The sequence below is a fragment of the Acinetobacter sp. ABJ_C5_2 genome (genome assembly GCF_044538485.1).
Lineage (GTDB): Bacteria > Pseudomonadota > Gammaproteobacteria > Pseudomonadales > Moraxellaceae > Acinetobacter > Acinetobacter nosocomialis_A.
Genome location: NZ_JBIUCS010000005.1, coordinates 75,677 through 94,290, shown reverse-complemented (window position 1 = coordinate 94,290; position 18,614 = coordinate 75,677). Strand labels below are relative to the sequence as shown.

The 18,614-nt window shown below is 38.3% G+C and carries 14 protein-coding genes; 6 read left to right on the top strand and 8 right to left on the bottom strand.

What is annotated here, in order from left to right; genetic code table 11:
• Positions 1–11: 11 nt before the first annotated feature.
• Genes ACH8JV_RS08605 through ACH8JV_RS08580 form a run of 6 tightly spaced genes read right to left on the bottom strand, consistent with a single transcriptional unit; the run spans position 12 to position 9,519 of the window.
• On the bottom strand, positions 12–1,742 hold the full coding sequence (locus ACH8JV_RS08605) for an ABC transporter ATP-binding protein (RefSeq protein ID WP_396520694.1): 1,731 nt from the start codon (positions 1,740–1,742) through the stop codon (positions 12–14).
• Positions 1,743–1,754: 12 nt separating this feature from the next.
• Positions 1,755–2,897 carry an ABC transporter permease gene (locus ACH8JV_RS08600; protein WP_396520692.1) on the bottom strand — a complete coding sequence of 381 codons (1,143 nt, stop codon included), beginning with the start codon at positions 2,895–2,897 and terminating at the stop codon, positions 1,755–1,757.
• A gap of 7 nt (positions 2,898–2,904) precedes the next feature.
• Positions 2,905–3,843 carry an ABC transporter permease gene (locus ACH8JV_RS08595; protein WP_039251373.1) on the bottom strand — a complete coding sequence of 313 codons (939 nt, stop codon included), beginning with the start codon at positions 3,841–3,843 and terminating at the stop codon, positions 2,905–2,907.
• A gap of 12 nt (positions 3,844–3,855) precedes the next feature.
• A complete protein-coding gene (locus ACH8JV_RS08590) occupies positions 3,856–5,889 on the bottom strand; it encodes a M3 family metallopeptidase (RefSeq protein ID WP_396520690.1) in 2,034 nt (677 codons plus the stop codon).
• On the bottom strand, positions 5,890–7,713 hold the full coding sequence (locus tag ACH8JV_RS08585; RefSeq protein WP_396520777.1) for an ABC transporter substrate-binding protein: 1,824 nt from the start codon (positions 7,711–7,713) through the stop codon (positions 5,890–5,892).
• A 15-nt stretch (positions 7,714–7,728) separates the two neighbouring features.
• Positions 7,729–9,519: an ABC transporter substrate-binding protein gene (locus ACH8JV_RS08580; protein ID WP_396520688.1), complete on the bottom strand. Its 1,791-nt coding sequence runs from the start codon at positions 9,517–9,519 to the stop codon at positions 7,729–7,731.
• 142 nt (positions 9,520–9,661) lie between these two features.
• Here ACH8JV_RS08580 and ACH8JV_RS08575 point away from each other — a divergent pair, with 142 nt between their 5' ends.
• From ACH8JV_RS08575 to ACH8JV_RS08550, 6 genes are all read left to right on the top strand, one after another.
• Complete coding sequence (locus tag ACH8JV_RS08575; RefSeq protein WP_139344670.1) at positions 9,662–9,775, top strand: hypothetical protein; 114 nt, start codon at positions 9,662–9,664, stop codon at positions 9,773–9,775.
• Positions 9,776–10,295: 520 nt separating this feature from the next.
• Positions 10,296–12,968, top strand: coding sequence for a TonB-dependent receptor (locus ACH8JV_RS08570; RefSeq protein ID WP_396520686.1), 2,673 nt, complete (start codon positions 10,296–10,298; stop codon positions 12,966–12,968).
• Positions 12,969–13,079: 111 nt separating this feature from the next.
• On the top strand, positions 13,080–13,796 hold the full coding sequence (locus tag ACH8JV_RS08565) for an energy transducer TonB (RefSeq protein ID WP_114158986.1): 717 nt from the start codon (positions 13,080–13,082) through the stop codon (positions 13,794–13,796).
• A 40-nt stretch (positions 13,797–13,836) separates the two neighbouring features.
• Positions 13,837–14,718, top strand: coding sequence for a MotA/TolQ/ExbB proton channel family protein (locus ACH8JV_RS08560; protein WP_396520684.1), 882 nt, complete (start codon positions 13,837–13,839; stop codon positions 14,716–14,718).
• Positions 14,719–14,733: 15 nt separating this feature from the next.
• Positions 14,734–15,156 carry a biopolymer transporter ExbD gene (locus tag ACH8JV_RS08555; RefSeq protein WP_000525862.1) on the top strand — a complete coding sequence of 141 codons (423 nt, stop codon included), beginning with the start codon at positions 14,734–14,736 and terminating at the stop codon, positions 15,154–15,156.
• Positions 15,157–15,175: 19 nt separating this feature from the next.
• Positions 15,176–15,589, top strand: coding sequence for a biopolymer transporter ExbD (locus ACH8JV_RS08550; protein WP_000525666.1), 414 nt, complete (start codon positions 15,176–15,178; stop codon positions 15,587–15,589).
• 66 nt (positions 15,590–15,655) lie between these two features.
• Here the strand turns inward: ACH8JV_RS08550 and ACH8JV_RS08545 are convergent, their stop codons facing one another.
• Together ACH8JV_RS08545 and ACH8JV_RS08540 are read right to left on the bottom strand one after the other, a co-directional pair.
• Complete coding sequence (locus ACH8JV_RS08545; RefSeq protein WP_000609164.1) at positions 15,656–16,105, bottom strand: GNAT family N-acetyltransferase; 450 nt, start codon at positions 16,103–16,105, stop codon at positions 15,656–15,658.
• Positions 16,106–16,206: 101 nt separating this feature from the next.
• Positions 16,207–18,372: a malate synthase G gene (locus ACH8JV_RS08540; RefSeq protein ID WP_151789523.1), complete on the bottom strand. Its 2,166-nt coding sequence runs from the start codon at positions 18,370–18,372 to the stop codon at positions 16,207–16,209.
• Positions 18,373–18,614: the final 242 nt, after the last annotated feature.

The window sequence follows — 18,614 nt, the reverse complement described above, 5'->3', positions numbered from 1 at the left end:
TAACTTTACGCTTATGAAACGTGTTGAATGCCTTGGGGAATCGCCTGCAATAGTCGTTTAGTGTAGTCATGTTGAGGATGTGCATAGAGCTCGTCTGAGTTAGCGATTTCAACAACCTCACCATGATTCATGACCATGACCTGATCAGAGATATATTTCACAACCGATAAATCATGTGAAATAAAGATATAACTGAGTCCAAACTCATCTTGTAAGTCCTGTAATAAGTTAAGTACTTGTGCTTGTACAGACACATCTAGTGCCGAAACAGACTCATCACATATCAAAATTTCAGGCTTTAGGGTTAAACAGCGTGCAATCGCAATACGTTGGCGTTGACCGCCAGAAAACTCATGTGGGTATCGATAATAAGCTTGTTCAGGTAAATTGACTCGTTCAAGCAACCCAAGTGCGATTTGTTTACGCTCAGCATCATCTTTACCAATACCATGAATTTGCATAGGTTCTAATAAAATCTGCCCAATCGTAAAGCGTGGATTTAGCGAAGCATATGGGTTCTGAAAGATGATCTGAATCTTTCGTTGATATTTGGCAAACTCTTTTTCAGTTAATGAAAGAATATCTTTACCTTCAATTAAGGCTTCTCCACCTGTTGCTTCGTGTAAACGCATAAGCAACAAGCCCACAGTGGTTTTGCCTGAGCCAGACTCTCCCACTAGACCAAGGGTTTTCCCTTTAGCAAGTTTGAATGAGACGCCTTTTACTGCCTGAAACTCTTCTTTGCCAAATAATCCTTTACGGCTATAAAAGCTTTTTTTCAGATCTTTTACTTCTAAAATAATTTGCTCATCGCCATTTAAACCGCGTTTACATTGTGGAATTTCTGAAACATCAAAGCTTTGTTCGACTAATACATTGTCTTCTTGACGCATAAAGTCGCTGGTCACAGGCAAACGATAAGGTCGCTGTGACATTTGAGGGCGACAGTAAAGTAAGGCTCGGGTATATATATCTTTAGGCTGCTCTAGAACTTGTTCTGCAAGACCTTGCTCTCTAATTTCACCATGACGCATTACAATGACTTGATCCGCAATTTCACCCACCAAAGCCAAATCATGCGTAATAAAAAGCATCGACATTTGACGGCGCTGACGCAATGACTCAAGCAGATCAATAATTTGTTTTTGAATGGTGACATCAAGCGCTGTAGTCGGTTCATCAGCTATCAGTAGTTTAGGCTCACAAGCAATCGCCATTGCAATCATGACACGTTGCTGCTGACCACCGGAAAGCTGATTAGGATAAGCATCAATTTTCGTTTCAGGTGATGGTATCCCGACCTCTTTGAGTAACTCTAAAACACGTTGACGGGCCTGTTTACGGCTCATACCCATGTGTATGCACAATACTTCTGCAATTTGATTGCCAACTGTAAAAACCGGATTTAATGATGACATCGGTTCCTGAAAAATCATGGCAATATCTTTACCACAGATTTTTCGCATATCCTTACGGGATAAGCTGAGTAAGTCTTGACCCTCAAAAACAATCTTACTTTTTTCATCAATTTTACTTTGGCCTATAGGTAGTAAACCCATAGTTGCCAAAGAAGTAACTGACTTGCCACTACCCGACTCGCCAACTAAAGCGACAGTGGTATTTGCTGGAATATCAAAGGAGATTCCTTTAACAGTTTCGATATACTGCTTGTCTTCACCTTTAAAGCTTACACGTAAGTTTTCAATGTGGAGTAAAGGGATACTTTTTTGTTGTTCTGACATTAGGTTTTCCTCTTATTTTAATTTTGGATCTAATGCATCACGCAGTGCATCAGTAAACATTGAAAATGCCGTAACCAAAACAGCCATTGCTACAGAGGCTGCAACAAGCTGCCACCATTTTCCTAAAAGAAGTTCACTTTGAGCTTCATTTAACATACTGCCCCAAGACACTACGCCTACTGGCACACCGAAACCTAAGAAACTCAAAATAACTTCCGATTTAATAAAGGAAACCACCAAAATCGACATTTGAACCAAAGCGATATGGCTGACATTAGGAAAAATATGAATAAACATACGGCGGAAATGCCCAACACCAATTGCCTTGGCCGCTAAAACATATTCACGTGAGGTATGTTTCATATACTCCGCACGAATTAAACGGTAAACACCTGTCCAACCCGTTAAACCTAAAATCAAAACAATAGATAAAATACCCTTTTGTTGCAGTACGGCAGCTATCGCAAGAACTAATAATAAATATGGAATGGAAGTAAAAATGTTATAAAACCAGTTAAGAATGTCATCTACCCAACCACCAAAGTAGCCTGAAATTGCCCCTAATAAGGTGCCTAAGGTCACTGCGAGTAATGCAGAAACTAGCCCTACAATAATTGAAGTTTCAGCACCTTTAATGGTTTTTTTAAGAACATCTTGCCCCCATTTGTCGGCCCCAAATATAAGAGTACTTTTTAGTTCACTTTGCTGATCGAGTAAATGTCCACCTAGTTGCTGATCAATTGCTTTCATATCATCAGCCAGCGGGTCAACCACACCATAATAATCAATTGCACTTCCAGAGCTCTTTTCTTGTTTAATTTCAGCCTTAAGTTGGTGAATGACATCTTTTAAAGGATCGACTGGATTTTCTGGTAATTCCTCATCTACAGCGGCTGTACTTTTCAAAGCTTCAGTTGTCTTATCTGCACCTATAAATGTAGGGGGTGCATAACTGACAGCAACTTCTTTGTTCCAGTCCGATGCAATTACTCCAGTAAATGATAGTAACAATACGACCAAATAGAACAGCACAACAATGAGCGATGCGATTGCAATTTTATCAGCCCGAAGACGGCGCATTGCAAGGCGCCATAAACCCGCTGAAGCTGGAGCTGTCTGGGTTTGTAATTTTCTTTTTAATAGAACACTTAGCATAACCCACCTACTTCAACTGTACACGTGGATCAACCACTTTGTAGACTAAATCGGCAATCAAGTTAAAAATCATGGTTGCAGCTGCGATATAAACTGTAATTGCTTTAATCACAGGAAAATCACTTCGCTCAACCGCAATAATTACTTCTCGACCAATACCGGGAATACCAAAAAAACGTTCAATTAAAAATGCACCTATGAGCAACGCAGGCAAAGTTGCCATCACATCGGTAATAATAGGAATTGAGGCATTACGTAAAACATGCACACCTAAAATTCGGCTTTCACCTACACCTTTAGCCCGTGCCGTTCTAACGTAATCTTGGTTAATCTCATCCAGCACAAAACTACGGTATAACCTCAAAGTAGGTGCAATACTCACCACCAACATAATTAAAATTGGAAGCAAGGCGAACTTAAATAAATTATCGGTAAAATTATCGCTCCAGCCCTGCACTGGGAACCAACTTAACTGATAAGCCAGAACATATTGAAAAACAATAATGTAAACTAAGATACTGATCGACATACCAATTGTACATAACATCATGACCATACGATCAGTTAAAGTGCCACGTACTGCCGATACAGCCAAAGCTAAGCCAATTGAGATGACGGTTTGTAAAATAGTGAGTGGAATTAACAACGTTAACGAAGGTCCCAAGCGAGTTAAAATAATTTGTGAAACAGGTTCCCCTGTACTCCAACTTGCACCATAGTCAAAAGTGAGAATCTGCTTAATAAAAATCCAGAGCTGAACGTAATAAGGTTGGTCTACCCCTAGCTGTTTACGAATGTTTTCAATCTGCTCAGGATTAGACATCTTACCTGCCAAAATATAAGCTGGATCTCCACCTACCCAGTTAAAAAGAATAAAGATAAACAGTACTACTCCCAACATGGTTGGAATCATCTGCCATAAACGCCGAATAACATATGCCAGCATAGTGATAATTCCTTATTTAACCCGTTGTCCGGTAATTTCATTAAAGAATGCTTTATTGTCAGGATCACGACCAAGGAAATCTTTAACCAATTCAGCTGCTGGTTTTTGACTACCTTGGGATAAAATGGTTTGACGGTAACGTTGCCCGACTTGTGGGTTATTTAGGTTGTCACCATAAGCAGAAAGCATATCGAGAGCTAAAACCTCAGACCACATATAACCGTAGTAACCCGCTTGATACCCACCCATTAAGTGTCCAAACTGTCCAGGAAACTCTGTTGTTGGTACATATCCCAAGGCAGTAGCTGCTTCCATTTTTTGCCAAGTTTCTAAAGGTTTTACTTTTAAGGCATCCGCCGTATGAAGTGCCATATCGTACTGCGCATAAAGCGTTTGACGTGCATAACGTAAACCGCGCCCATAGTTATGTACTGCTTTTAAACGGGCAATTAATTCATCATCAACTCGTGGACATGTTGGATCGCAATAATCAGCTACTTTAGACAAAGTTTCCTTACGGCGTGCCCACTCTTCATACATTTGAGACGGCGCTTCTACAAAATCACGCTCTACAGAAGTTCCAGACTGACTTGCATAACGTGTATTGGATAAAATGCCATGTAAAGCATGACCAAATTCATGCACAAAAGTTTCGAGCTCATCACTATTTAAACCTTTACGGTTAAAGTTTGTGACTAATGCTGAAACCGGTAAGCGGTTGGTTAAAGTGCTACCACCATATACTCCCCAAACGGCAGCATGACCATATTTCCCTTCGCGAGGGAATTTATCCATATATAGGCCGCCTAGAAGTTTTCCTGTCTTTTTATCGACTACATCGTAATATTCAACTTCGCTCTGCCATGCTTTCACTTTGACAGGTTTAAAATCAATACCATAAAGGTCAGATGAAATAGCAAATAACCATTTTTGTGCTGCTAAAGTCGGGAAATAATCACGAAGCTTTTCCTGATCAATTTGATATTTGCTCTTACGAAGTTTTTCACTCCAGTAAGCTTCACTCCAACGTGTTATCTCGGTTTTATCTAATGGTGTTTTTAAAGTTTGTGCTTTAAATGCACGGAGCTCTTCTACTTCTTTGCGCTCAAGTGGTGCTACCGTTTTTTGTACTTCTGCTAAGAATTGATTTACAGTTTCTGGCGTTTTTGCCATACGGTCTTTTAACGCCCAATCAGCATAACTTGTTTTGCCAAATAATTGCGCCAATTCATAACGCAAATCTATTGCCTGCTTGAGTAATTTTAAGTTTTGTTCAGTACCGCGTCGTGTAAAGGCAATCTGGTATCTTTTTCTGGCATCATCATTATCTGCCAGTTCCATAAATGGACGATATTCCGGATACTCAAAACCTAATAAATAGTTTCCTTTGGCATTTTTCTTTAACCCTGAAATATAACTCTCTGGCAGACCTTTCATCTCTTCAGGTGTAAATTCAAGTTTTTCAGGGTTATCACGAATATTGCGGTTATATTCTTGCTCGAGTTTAGTCAATTCATCAAGAATCGCTTTCATTCTTGCACGTTTGGCTGGTTCTAATTGAACCCCTGTGTCTTCAAACTGATCCAGAATATCCTGACGGTATTTCTGATCTATCGGATCAGTTACTTTTGTATTTTTAATTACGTTATACAGTTTTGAGTTTTGGAATATATCAGTATGAAATTGATTAATTTTGATCTCACAATCTTCTGCTGCTTTACGTAATTTCGCATCTGGATCTACATTACTATATAAACCTATGGGTCCTGAAAAATCTTCAAGATGAGCAAAAATTTTATCCCACTTTGCTAATATTGGAGCTGCGGCAGCATCAGTTTTAACAGGTGTTTTTTCAAAGTTTGAAATCTCTTGCTGGATTTTTTTTAAATTAGAATCGCACCATGCTGGGAGTTGTTCTGCCTTAAGTAATGGTAAGGTTGCGCGTGTGGTCTCTGCCGATGCAAACTGACTTATACCTATCGTCAACATACATAAACTAGTCATTTTCAGTGTGTTATTTTTCATCGTATCTCCAATTTTTTTCATTTAATGATTAGATTTCGTATTTGTCTCAATATCGAAGTACATCCATTCAGCATGTAAAATCGGATGCTTCTTATATCCAATGATTCGTGGTTGAGCCAACATGTTTCTATAACGTGCATACAAGACTTGCACTGGCATATAAACTTCTAATAAACGTGTCATTTTTCGATAAATCACATCTCGTTCTGGTCCTGGCTTGACCTGTTGAGACTGACGGTATAATTGATCAAACTCCGGTATTGAACCGCAAGACCAATTGGTCATATGGGTATTCGGACCATAAAAATTCTGCATAAAATTATCCCCATCCGGATAATCGGCTATCCATGCAGAGGAGCCAAACATTCCGTCACACTGTTTTTGTGCCCGAATGAGGTCTGAAAAGAGCATTGGCTTGTACACCATATGGATATTCAAACTGTCAAAGTTCTTTTTCCAAAGCTCAGCGCTTTGCTGACCAATACTGTCATTACGCGCCATATATTCAATGACCAGAGGCTTACCATTTGGTTGTGTACGCCATCCTGATGCATCTTTTTTGTAGTTATATTTATCTAATAATAAATTTGCTGCTTTAACCGAATATGGGGTACTGCTTCTATATTGAGGTTCGGCTCCTACTACACCTGGTGGAACTGGAAAATGTAGACGCTCTGCATCACCGTTACGCACTAACTTAATTTCTTGATCTATTGAACGGGACATTGCAATTGCACGGCGTAAAGCGATTTTTTCTTTACTCATTCCACCAACTACAGGATTTTTAAGATTCCAATAGTTATAACTAATTTCTGGATCGACGATACGTGATAATTGCACACCCTCTTTTACAAGCTCGGGTCTTAATTTACCGTCTTTAATGGCTTTCGAGACTAATTGCCCTTCGAGCTGAATGATATCAACTTCACCACGCTGAAATGCCAACCATCGTGACTGGTTTTCTTCCATTACCTGAATATCAATTGTGCCGATTTGAGGCATTTGTTTACCTTTGAGGCGTTTTACAATTGCTTGATCCTCAGGGCTACTGGCTACAAAGTTCCAAGTAAAACCGCGATAATCAGGATTCGCTTTTAAAACAATACGCGAAGCAGGCACCCACTTACTGAGCATATAAGGTCCTGTTCCTACTGGATGCCCCATAACAAAGCCAGATTTATCTTTATATTTTTCGATAACTTCACGCGCTACAGCCCCTGTAGGGTCATGTGCCAGTAATAAAGGGAAGTTATAATCAGGCTTCACTAACCGAATAACCAAGGTGTACTTATCAGGTGTTTGTAAACCACTCACACTTTGATCATAGTTAAACTTTCCTGTTTTATTAGCTGATTGTACTAAAGCATCCATACCTTCAATTTTGTTCTCCAATAACCAGCTATTTGGCGAACGTAAATTTGGGTCCAATAAACGCTTAAAAGAGTACGCATAATCGTAAGCCGTTAACTCTCTAGGTTTACCTTTAAAAACAGGGTCCGGTGTAAAATAAATACCTTTTTTAATGTGAATAGTATAAGTCAGACCATCTGCACTCACTTCTGGCATAGCGATTGCGATTTGCGGAATAAGCTTTGCTGGCCTTGCTAAATAGTCATAGGTATATAAAGTTTCAAATATCGAAGTGGTTACATGTGCTGAATATAAGTCATGGATATAAGCTGGGTCGAAACCTGTTTCAGCTGTTGGGAACGTATAATGTAAAACTTTATTCGGATCGGCTGGACTTTTTGCAAAAATAGTCGTGGTACCCGTTAATGCCATACTGGCAAATAATAGACCTACACTACAGTGCTTGAGCTTTTGTTTTAAATTTTCAGTCATGATGATCTTTATCTAAAATTATTTTTTAATAGGGGTAATATCAAGATATTGCCAGTTTGTATTCATCATCGGGTGAGGTTTAAAACCCTGAACTTGTGGTCGTATCAACCAATTACGAATTCGAGTGACATGAATAATCCAAGGATTGTCAGCTTCAATCTGGCGATTAAGCTTTTCATAATATGGTAGACGTTGTTGCGGTGGTAAATGAATGGCCTGAGTATAAAGAGCATCATATGTTTTAGACTGATAACAGGCATGGTTTCCCTGCCCAGCATTTGGTCCATATAATAATTGTGCAAAATTATCTCCTTCGGGATAATCAGCAATCCATGCCCCGCTCCACATCATATATTTACATTGAGTTGCGGCTTTTAAGTTATCTGCAAAATTACTTACTTTAAAGTCAGCACGAATACCAATTGCGTCTAGATTTTTTTTCCAGAGTTCAGAATGAATAACGGATGCTGAGCTATTTTCATTATTAATTTTTAAAACTAAAGGTTTGCCATTTGGTAAGGTCCGATAGCCATCAGCCCCTTTTTTATAACCATAATAATCAAGCAGTTTATTTGCTAACCGCGGATTATATCCTACGCTACTTTTATATTTTGGGTTATATCCATTTACACCTTCAGGTATGAACATTTCTGCTCTCACGGCCTGACCTTTATATGCCTGTTTTATGCTTTCTTTTTGGTCATAGGCCAAAGTAATTGCTCGACGAAGCGCAATTTTTTCTGGACTAAAACCCCCAATAACCGGATCACGCATATTCATCATGGTATAAGTCATTTCAGGTTCTTTATATGGAAAATGTTTAATGCCTCTTTTTTGAAAAGAAGCTTTAAGTTGATTTCCATCTAACGCTTGAGGAACGGCATCTGCTGTAAGTTTGTCAAAATCTAATTGACCCGATTGAAAAGCTAACCATCTTGATTGTTGTTCTTCAATGATACTAACCACCACCTTGCCAACCTGTGGCATTTTCTTTCCAGACATTTCCTTAACAAGTTGGTTATCCCACGGTGTTCCTGTTGACTTAAAATTCCAGACAAAACCACGATAATCAGGGTTGGCAACCAACTCGACCTTACTTCTTGGAACATATTTACTTAACATGTACGGTCCGGTACCTACTGGATGCATGCCAATACGATCACCGTAATAATCAACAACCTCTTTAGCAACGCTACCAAACGTAATATAGGCAAGAATATAAGGAAAATTATAGTCTTGCCGAGTTAAGGTAAACTGTAGGGTATATCGATCAGTCGCTTTAAGTCCTGCAATTGGCGTAGCATAATCAAACTTTCCAATTTTCTTTGCTTGAGCTACAACTGCATCAGCACCCACTAATTTTCCATCCAGAAAAGAAACGGAAGGTGCTCTATTTTTAGGGTCTAAAATACGTTTAATTGAATAAACATAGTCTTCTGCCACCAATTCACGGCGTTTGCCTTTAAAGGCAGGATCATCCGTAAAATAAATACCTGGCTTAATTTTAAATATATAAACTTTACCGTCTTGCTCAACCTTCGGCATGCTTTCAGCCGTATAAGGAACTAGTTGTAGTGGACGTGCTAAATAATCGTATTTGAGTAGAGGTTCAAAAATAGCTTCTGCAATACTTGCACTATAGAAATTGGTGGTTTTAACCATGTCAAAACCGTCATCAGGTGCTTCATAGGCAACATGCAAAATCTTGTTTGGTTGTGCTGGCGTAATTGCATAAGCACATGGAATTGATGTAATAGCCAAACTTAAAATGGCGAGCTTAAAAAATTTTAATTTCAAGTTCATATCCACATAACTAATTTTTTTAAAAGATATTAACCTTTTGAGTAACATCTAAATCCGCATAAGAAAAGTTCTTTTTTCAGCAGATAGGCCTATTTGGGATTTGGAATTCACTTTCCTTTATCATCTTTTTATTTGATCAAATGGAAAAATAAATTCAAGTACCCAGTGTTTTGTAACTACTGAATATAAAGCGAATTTCATGCCATCTATGAGTATTCATAATAAAATATTTAAGAATATTAGAAATTCATATTTTTATTAGGTACTTAAATCCGTTTGAACTATATAAATAAAAGTTACTTTTTGCCAAATATTATATTTGTATATGTTAATCATTTAACACCTTAAATGCACAAAAAAAATACATTGATGATTCATTATGCATCATATTAATCCATTTATACTTAATTAAAAATATCAACTTAATCTACTGATATTTAAATAAAATTATATAAAAAAATCTTACAACAAATAGTATAACATTACATATAATAAAGTTCTAAAACGATACATTTTTATTTATTAAGTATGTGAAGTGTCCATTAATGTATATTTTTTATACAAATAAATTTGAAACTTTTAGCCAATACAAAAAAATTTGCCAAACGGAAAATTTATTTAACTTCAAAAGAAACAGAAACACTGCCCTCAAACATAATAAAATCAATATTTATCAATATTTTGCATAAACTAAAAAAAGAAAAATATATAGTTGGCACTTGCTTTGCTTAAAAAAATTCCAGCAATATCGCTAACTACAACAAAAAGGGATCACGTCCACGATGAAAAAAAAATACAATGTTCGATCTCAGGTAACCCCCAAGATCGGCAAGACAATACTTAAATTAAGTACCCTTAGTTTAAGCATGATGTGTCTTACCATGGCACAAGCAGCAGAAACCGAACAAACAAGTAATGATGATAAACCAGCAAAAGTTGTGAAAGTTGCCGTTACAGGTTCTTCAATCAAAGGCGTTGCTGCTCAAAGTGCTTCACCAATTACTGTTGTAAAAGTTGATGAAATTTTAAAACAAGGGGTAACATCAACTGAAGAAGCCTTAGCCAAGATTAGTGCAAACCAATCAAACTTCGTAACTGCTAGCAATGTGGGCGCTAGTAAAACCGTGGGGTCAGCAGCAAACCTGAGAGCTTTGGGTGCTAACAAGACACTTATTTTGCTGAATGGTCGTAGATTAGCTGCTAATGCATATGATAGTGGGGTGACAAACTTAAATATTATTCCACTCGCCATGTTAGACCGTATTGAAGTTTTACGTGATGGTGCTTCTTCCATTTATGGAACAGATGCAATCGGTGGGGTTATCAACTTCATTACTAAAAAGCAGTTTACGGGTCTTAACCTAACCGCTGGATATCAAAAACCAGAAGAAAAAGGTGGAGATCAACAAGACTATAGCATTTTCGGCGGTTTTGGTGACTTAGAGGAAAATGGCTACAACGTTTTTGGAGTTGTCGATTACCGAAAAGGTGATGATGTCATGGCCCAAGACCGTAAAGTCAGTCGACGCGGAGGCATATTACCTGAATTAGGTGTAAATAAAACCAGTAGTGGTTCATTCCCTGCCAATGTTCCAGGTTTAGGCAATCCTTATGCATCTATAGGTTGTAGTGATAACCCTCTAGTCAGCAGTCCTGATGGCAAAACTTGTAGATATAACAGCCAAGCGGTTATTGGAATAGTTCCAAAAACAGAAGACATTTCTGTAATGGGCCGTGCGACTTTTAAACTCAGCGATAATTTTAATGCAATTGCCGAATATTTATATGCAAGAAATGAGGTCACCACTTCAGTCGCACCAGACGTATTTTTTGATTTAAGCCTAGACCCTAACAGTAAATATTACCCAGGAAATGGGATAACCCCTGCTCTTGCTGGAGCATCGGGTCCTATCGATCTTTATTTACGTTCACAAGCTGGTAATCGTGTAAGTAATAGTATTAATCAATCACACCGGATATTTGCGGGTATTGAAGGTGAAACACATGGTTGGGATATCAATTCAGGGGTGACCTATGCACATAGCAGTGCCTCCGATGCAATCTTGAGTGGATATTTAAACTATGACAAAACTCAAGAAGCTTTAAACAATGGCACCTTAAATCCATTCGGACCTCAGAACGCTGAAGATGCTGGTGTATGGGATCAACTCGGTGTTAAGGGCAAATATTTAAAAGCCAACCTAGACACAACCACAGTTGATTTCACTGCAAGTCGACCTATTTTCAAACTACCAGCAGGTGATGTTGGGTTCGCTGTTGGAGCAAGCTATCGTTATGAAGATTGGACTTCAAAGGTAGTTGCGGATGTTGCTCGACTAGCTCCTAGTACGGGTACTGATCCAGACGAACCGGAAAATAAAGGTGATCGTAATATCAAATCGATATTTACCGAATTTCATATTCCACTGCACAAAACTTTAGAAGCTCAAATTGCTGCTCGATATGATGACTACAATGACTTTGGTGATACGTTCAATCCAAAATTTGCACTTCGTTGGGAGCCGATTAAACAGTTAATGTTCCGTACCACTTATAGTACAGGTTTCAGAGCTCCTACACTTTGGGAGGTTAATGGCCCGAACTCTGTCACAAATACTGGTGCAACATATGACGACCCAGCACTTTGTCCTGGAGGAGTTGTACAACCTGGTGGTAAACAAGAACGCGACTGTAATATGCAGTTCAAACGTCAAAACGGTGGGAATAAGAGTTTAAATCCAGAAGAATCTAAATCTTTTACAGCAGGTTTAGTATTTGAACCTGTTAAAAATTTAGCCTTCACTCTTGATTACTTCAATATAGAAGTAGATAAACAAATTGCCACACTATCCGAAGCAGCTATATTTGCAGATCCTGTGAAATATGGAGACAAATTTGTACGTAATGCTGACGGTTCACTAAATTATATTATTACTACACAACAAAATTTAGGTGGTATTAAAACATCTGGTTTTGATGTGGGCTTAAGTTGGGTTTCACCAATGACTGCCACAGGTCGATTTGGTTTCAATATTGATGGTACATATATCACTGACTACAAATATCAAGCAGAACCAGATGGTGACTGGAAAGGTGTTGCGGGGTCATATAGCGGCTTAGATTATCAATCGATTATTTTGCGCTGGAAACATACCGCCAACTTAAACTGGAACTATGAGAACTGGGCTTTAAATCTACAACAAAACTTCTCACGTGGTTATCAAGATCAAAACGCGAATGATCAGAACCATAGAGTAAGTGACTATACAACCTACAATATTTCAGGGACTTACAAAGGCTTTAAAAACCTAGAGTTAACAGCAGGCATTAAAAATATATTTGATGAAGACCCACCTGCTTCTAACGTAATTGATAACTTCCAAATGGGATACGACCCACGTTACGCAGATCCATTAGGACGTACTTACTTTGTACGAGGTACATATAAGTTCTAAATGGTTGTTCTGCAAATATAACTCTCAAAAAGTTAGTTTGCAGAACAAATACTCATTCTTAGCCAAACAGTCATTTCAAAAAATTGTTTGTCTACAGTTTCAGGAGTAACTATGGGCATGACTTTTACAGACATAGAAAATAAATCTGCCAAACGCCTAATTGGTATTGCTGCAGTCATTTTTCTGCATCTTTTTGTTGCCTATATTCTGATGTCAGGTTTAGCAAACAATATTCAAAAACCAGCAGAAAAACCTGTGGAATTACAAATTATTCAGGATATTAAACCACCTCCTCCACCAAAGCCGGAAGAGCCGAAACCAAAGGAAAAACCACCTGAGCCACCAAAAATGGTCGAAAAAGTTGCCAAGGTTCCTGAGCCACCAAAAGAAGTAGAGAAAGTAGCAACACCAGTACAAAAAACGACGCCAGTAGCTCAACCGACTAAAGTCGCTACTCCGGCTCCTGCTGCACCTAGTACTCCTTCTCCGAGCCCTGTTGCTGCACCCGCTCCAGTGGCGGCGGCTGCACCAGCACCTAAACCCGCTGGTGTAACTCGTGGTGTTTCAGAAGGCTCTGCGGGCTGTGAAAAACCGGAATATCCACGCGAAGCACTCATGAACGAAGAGCAAGGAACGGTGCGTATACGTGTTTTGGTTGATACATCCGGCAAAGTCATTGATGCCAAAGTAAAAAAATCGAGTGGCAGCAAAATTTTAGATAAAGCAGCAACTAAAGCCTACAGCTTATGTACGTTCAAACCAGCAATGAAAGATGGCGTGCCTCAACAAGACTGGTATGAAATTGAATATCCATTCGTAATTGAATAAACAATTGAATTAGCAAGAAATTAAAAAATATTGGAGATATATGATGAAAAAATCAACTCAACCACTAGTACATTTCGCTTCTGCAAGTTTAATCGCAGCTTGCTCGTTACTTCCATTAAGCTCAGTTTTCGCAGAAGAAACGAGCAATGCTCCTGTGGCAACAGCAACTACTGAAGCTACTTCAAATACAACTACTCCAACTCCACCACCAAAGCCTGCAACAAGTGAAACTGTTAAAAATCCATATGGTCTAGAAGCCCTTTGGCGTGAAGGTGACTTAGTCGCTAAGTCTACCTTATTTATTTTAGTACTCATGTCGATTGGTACTTGGTACATCATCATCTCTAAATTATTACAACAAGGTAAAGTCAAACGCCAAGGTAAAGAAGCTGAAAAACATTTCTGGGAGGCAACTTCGCTTGATAATGCTGCAGAAGGTTTAGAACAAAGTAGCGCGTACCGTTTTATTGCAGAAAAAGGCATTAACTCGACTAAATCACACGGCGGCTCTCTACTTGAACGCATTGACTTTAATACCTGGGTGAGCATTTCAATACAACGTGCCATCGAAAAAGTACAAAACCATTTAGGCGGCGGTCTCGCTTTTTTAGCAACAGTTGGCTCTACAGCACCTTTCGTAGGTCTTTTCGGAACAGTATGGGGAATCTATCACGCTTTAACTGCAATCGGGATTTCAGGTCAGGCATCTATTGATAAAGTTGCAGGCCCAGTTGGTGAAGCTCTCATTATGACAGCTATTGGGCTTGGGGTCGCAGTACCTGCTGTACTGGGTTACAACTGGTTGACTCGTCGTAATAAAGCAGTGATGGAAAATGTTCGTTCATTTGGTTCAGATTTACATGCAGTTTTATTAAGCGGAGAAATTAATACCAACAATTCAATTAATCGCAGCATTAAATAATCAGGAGCAGACATTATGGGTATGAGTGTTGGTTCTGAAGATGATGACGAAATGATTGGAACGATTAACACGACACCTCTCGTAGATGTCATGTTAGTTTTACTTATTATTTTTCTTATTACTATTCCGGTAGTTACACATACAGTTCCGGTGAAACTACCAGAAGAAAAAAATACTCCGTACGCGACCACGCCTGAAAATATTCAACTTTCAGTTAATAAGAAAGGCGATATTTTCTGGAACGAGAGTTATGTACCGAATAAAGAAATATTGTTAGCAAAATTACAAGCTGTGGCACAAAAAAGACCGCAGCCGGAGGTACATATTCGAGGAGATCAGCTTACCCATTTTGAAGCGATAGATCAGGTCATTAGTACGACCAAACAAGCTGGTATTGGCAAAATTGCCTTTGTTACTACCCCTCCAGCTTCCCCGTAATGATTTTAAGGAGAATTTTATGGGTATGAATGTTGGCTCAAATAATGATGACGATGTAATGCTAGAGGTGAACATGACACCGCTTATTGATGTCATGCTGGTACTCATTATTATGTTTATTATTACTATACCTGCACCAAACAATGCGATTAATATTAATTTGCCAAATGGCACACCGCCACCAACAAATGAAAAGCCACCTGAAATCATTGATGTAAGAATTGATGCAGCAGGCAAAGTATTTTGGAATAACCAACAGGTTTCTGACCGCAAGGCACTAGAGACTTTATTTCAAGGTGTTGTCGCCAAAAAAGATCAAGACCAAATCAAACTTAAACCAGACCAAATGGCTGAATATAAAAATGTAGCGATGGTCATGGCTACGGCGCAGCGTTTAGGTGTAACTAAAATTGGGATTGTGAGTAGCAATTAATATCGCTTTTAACTTTAGTTAATTCCATTTCCTTCAACGCTAACTTGAATTCTCAGTTAGCGTTTTTTAAAAAGAAATACCCAACTCTAAAATAATATCACCACATTCATCATATTCCCCAGTTTCTATAAAATTCATTTTTTTATAAAGTTTTCCAGCAATGTTATTAGAAGATTTATACATCGTTCGGATTCGTTTAGCCCCTTTTGAAGCCATTTCATCAATTGCCATTTGCAACGCTAAGGTACCATAACCTTTAGCTTGATGATCTTTGCCAATCATAAATCGAAACAACCAAAATAATGTCTCATCAGGGGGATCAATTTCCACACAATACATTAAGAACCCAACCACCTCATCATTAAAACAGATCACTCTTGGGCAATAGTGTTCCTCGACTTTAGACTCAGCAATAGAATATACATTTGGTGCGACGTAGTCCTTTTGAGATTCATCTAATGATAATTTTGCGCATAGAAGCCAATTCTCACGATCGAGATTGTTTAAGTTAATCAAACTTGAAATCCTTTATTTATAAATTCACGCCTTATCTATAAGCACAAAATATACCGAAAATAAAAAGCCTCCGAAGAGGCTTTTTTTATAACAGGTTAAAATTAGTCACCTGTATAACCTTTTAATTTTAAACGAGCCGCATGTAGTAATGGCTCAGTATAACCAGAAGGCTGTTCACAACCTTTAAAGATAAGGTCTGAAGCTGCTTGGAAAGCAATATTAGTTTCAAAGTTAGCTGCCATTGGTTTGTACAATGGATCATTCGCATTTTGTTCATCAACAATTTTTGCCATGCGTTTAAGCACTTCTTCAACTTGTTCACGAGTCACAATACCGTGACGTAGCCAGTTCGCAACGTGTTGAGAAGAAATACGTAATGTCGCACGGTCTTCCATTAAGCCCACATTGTTAATATCAGGAACTTTTGAACAACCTACACCTAAGTCAACCCAACGAACAACGTAACCTAAAATACCTTGGCAGTTATTTTCAAGTTCATTGTTGATCTCTTCCGCTGACCAGTTTGTATCAGGTGCAAATGGAGGTGTTAATAGGTCATCTAATGACAACATTTCTTCAGCTTTCAACTGATCTTGACGTGCTTTTACATTTACTTGATGGTAATGCATCGCATGAAGTACAGCACCAGTTGGTGATGGTACCCAAGCACATGAAGCACCAGCATTTGGATGAGCAGCTTTAGTTGCCAACATATCTTTCATGCTATCTGGTTTTGGCCACATGCCTTTACCAATTTGAGCTTTACCTTGTAAACCACATTTCAAGCCAATTGCAACGTTACGGTTTTCGTAAGCAGCAATCCATTTTTGTGTTTTAACCGCTTCTTTGCGAACAACTGGTGCAGCTTCCATAGAAGTATGGATTTCATCACCTGTACGGTCCATGAAACCAGTGTTAATAAAGATAGTGCGATCTTTAGCAGCAGCAATACAGTTTTTCAAGTTTACAGATGTACGGCGTTCTTCATCCATAATACCGATTTTTAAAGATTTCGCTGGTAAACCTAGTGCTTGCTCAGCGCGTTCAAATAATTCAACAGCAAAAGCAACTTCTTCTGGACCATGCATTTTTGGCTTAACAATATACATAGACCCTTTACGAGAGTTTTTATTTTCGTTCGTACTACGGATATCAGCAACTGATAACAATGGAGTTACCAATGCATCCATGATACCTTCAAAAATTTCTTCACCATCTACTAAAATCGCAGGGTTCGTCATTAAGTGACCTACGTTACGAAGTAACATAAGTGAACGACCATGAAGTTTTGTTGTTCCACCAATTAAGTTTTTAATTTCGCGGTCTTTGCTTAACGCACGGACAATTGTTTTACCATTCTTTTCGATAGATTCCTGAAGTGTACCCTTCATTAAACCTAACCAGTTACGGTAACCTTCAACTTTTTCTTCTGCATCTACAGCTGCAACTGAATCTTCAAGATCTTGAATCGTCGTAACCGCAGCTTCAAGTGTTAAATCTTTAACACCTGCTAAATCAGTTTGACCAATTGGGCTATTCGCATCAATTTCAATAATGACATGTAAACCATTACTTAAAAGTACAACTTCTGAAGGATTTGCTTCTTCACCATTGAAACCGACAAATTGAGCTTCATGAGCTAAACCTGTTTTTGAACCATCTTTCAAAGTTACAACAAGTTTATTTTGCTCAATTGCATATTTAGTTGCATCTGCATGTGAGCCTTGTGCAAGCGGGAAAACTTCATTTAAGAAATTCTTAGCGAACTCAATTACCTTAGCACCGCGAACAGGGTTATACCCTTTTCCTTTTTCAGCACCGCCTTCTTCAGAAATTACATCGAAGCCGTAAAGTGCATCGTACAAAGAACCCCAACGTGCGTTTGCTGCATTTAAGCAATAACGTGCATTACGTACAGGCACTACTAACTGCGGACCTGCCAATAATGCAATTTCTTCGTCTACGTTTTCAGTTGTGATCTGGAAATCTTCAACTTCTGGTAATAAATAACCAATTTCAGTTAAAAACGCTTTATAAGCACCTAATTCAAATTTGTTATTACGGTGCCATTCATCAATTTTTGCTTGTAATTCATCACGCTTAGCCAATAACGCTTTATTTTTTGGGCTAAGATCGACAACAACTTGCTCAAAGTTCTTCCAGTAAGTTTCACTATCTAAACCAGAACCTGGTAAAGCTTCATTTTCGATAAAATCGTAAAGTTCTTTAGCAATCGCTAACTTGCCTTTTTGAATACGTGCAGTCATTGTCTTTCCTGAAGTTGCTACTTTTTATACCAAGAGAAACCTAGTATACCGATTTAAATTAAGCTGAATACTAATATCACATTCCTAAATAGTAAGCATTTTCCCTTGCAAAACTATTGACAAAGATAAATTTTTCTATATAGGAAAATATTAAAATTCTAACTAGGTTTCCCAACAATTTATTCAATATTGAAAGATACTGAAACTAGACTTTTTGTTAACATACAAAAAGCTTCACTATC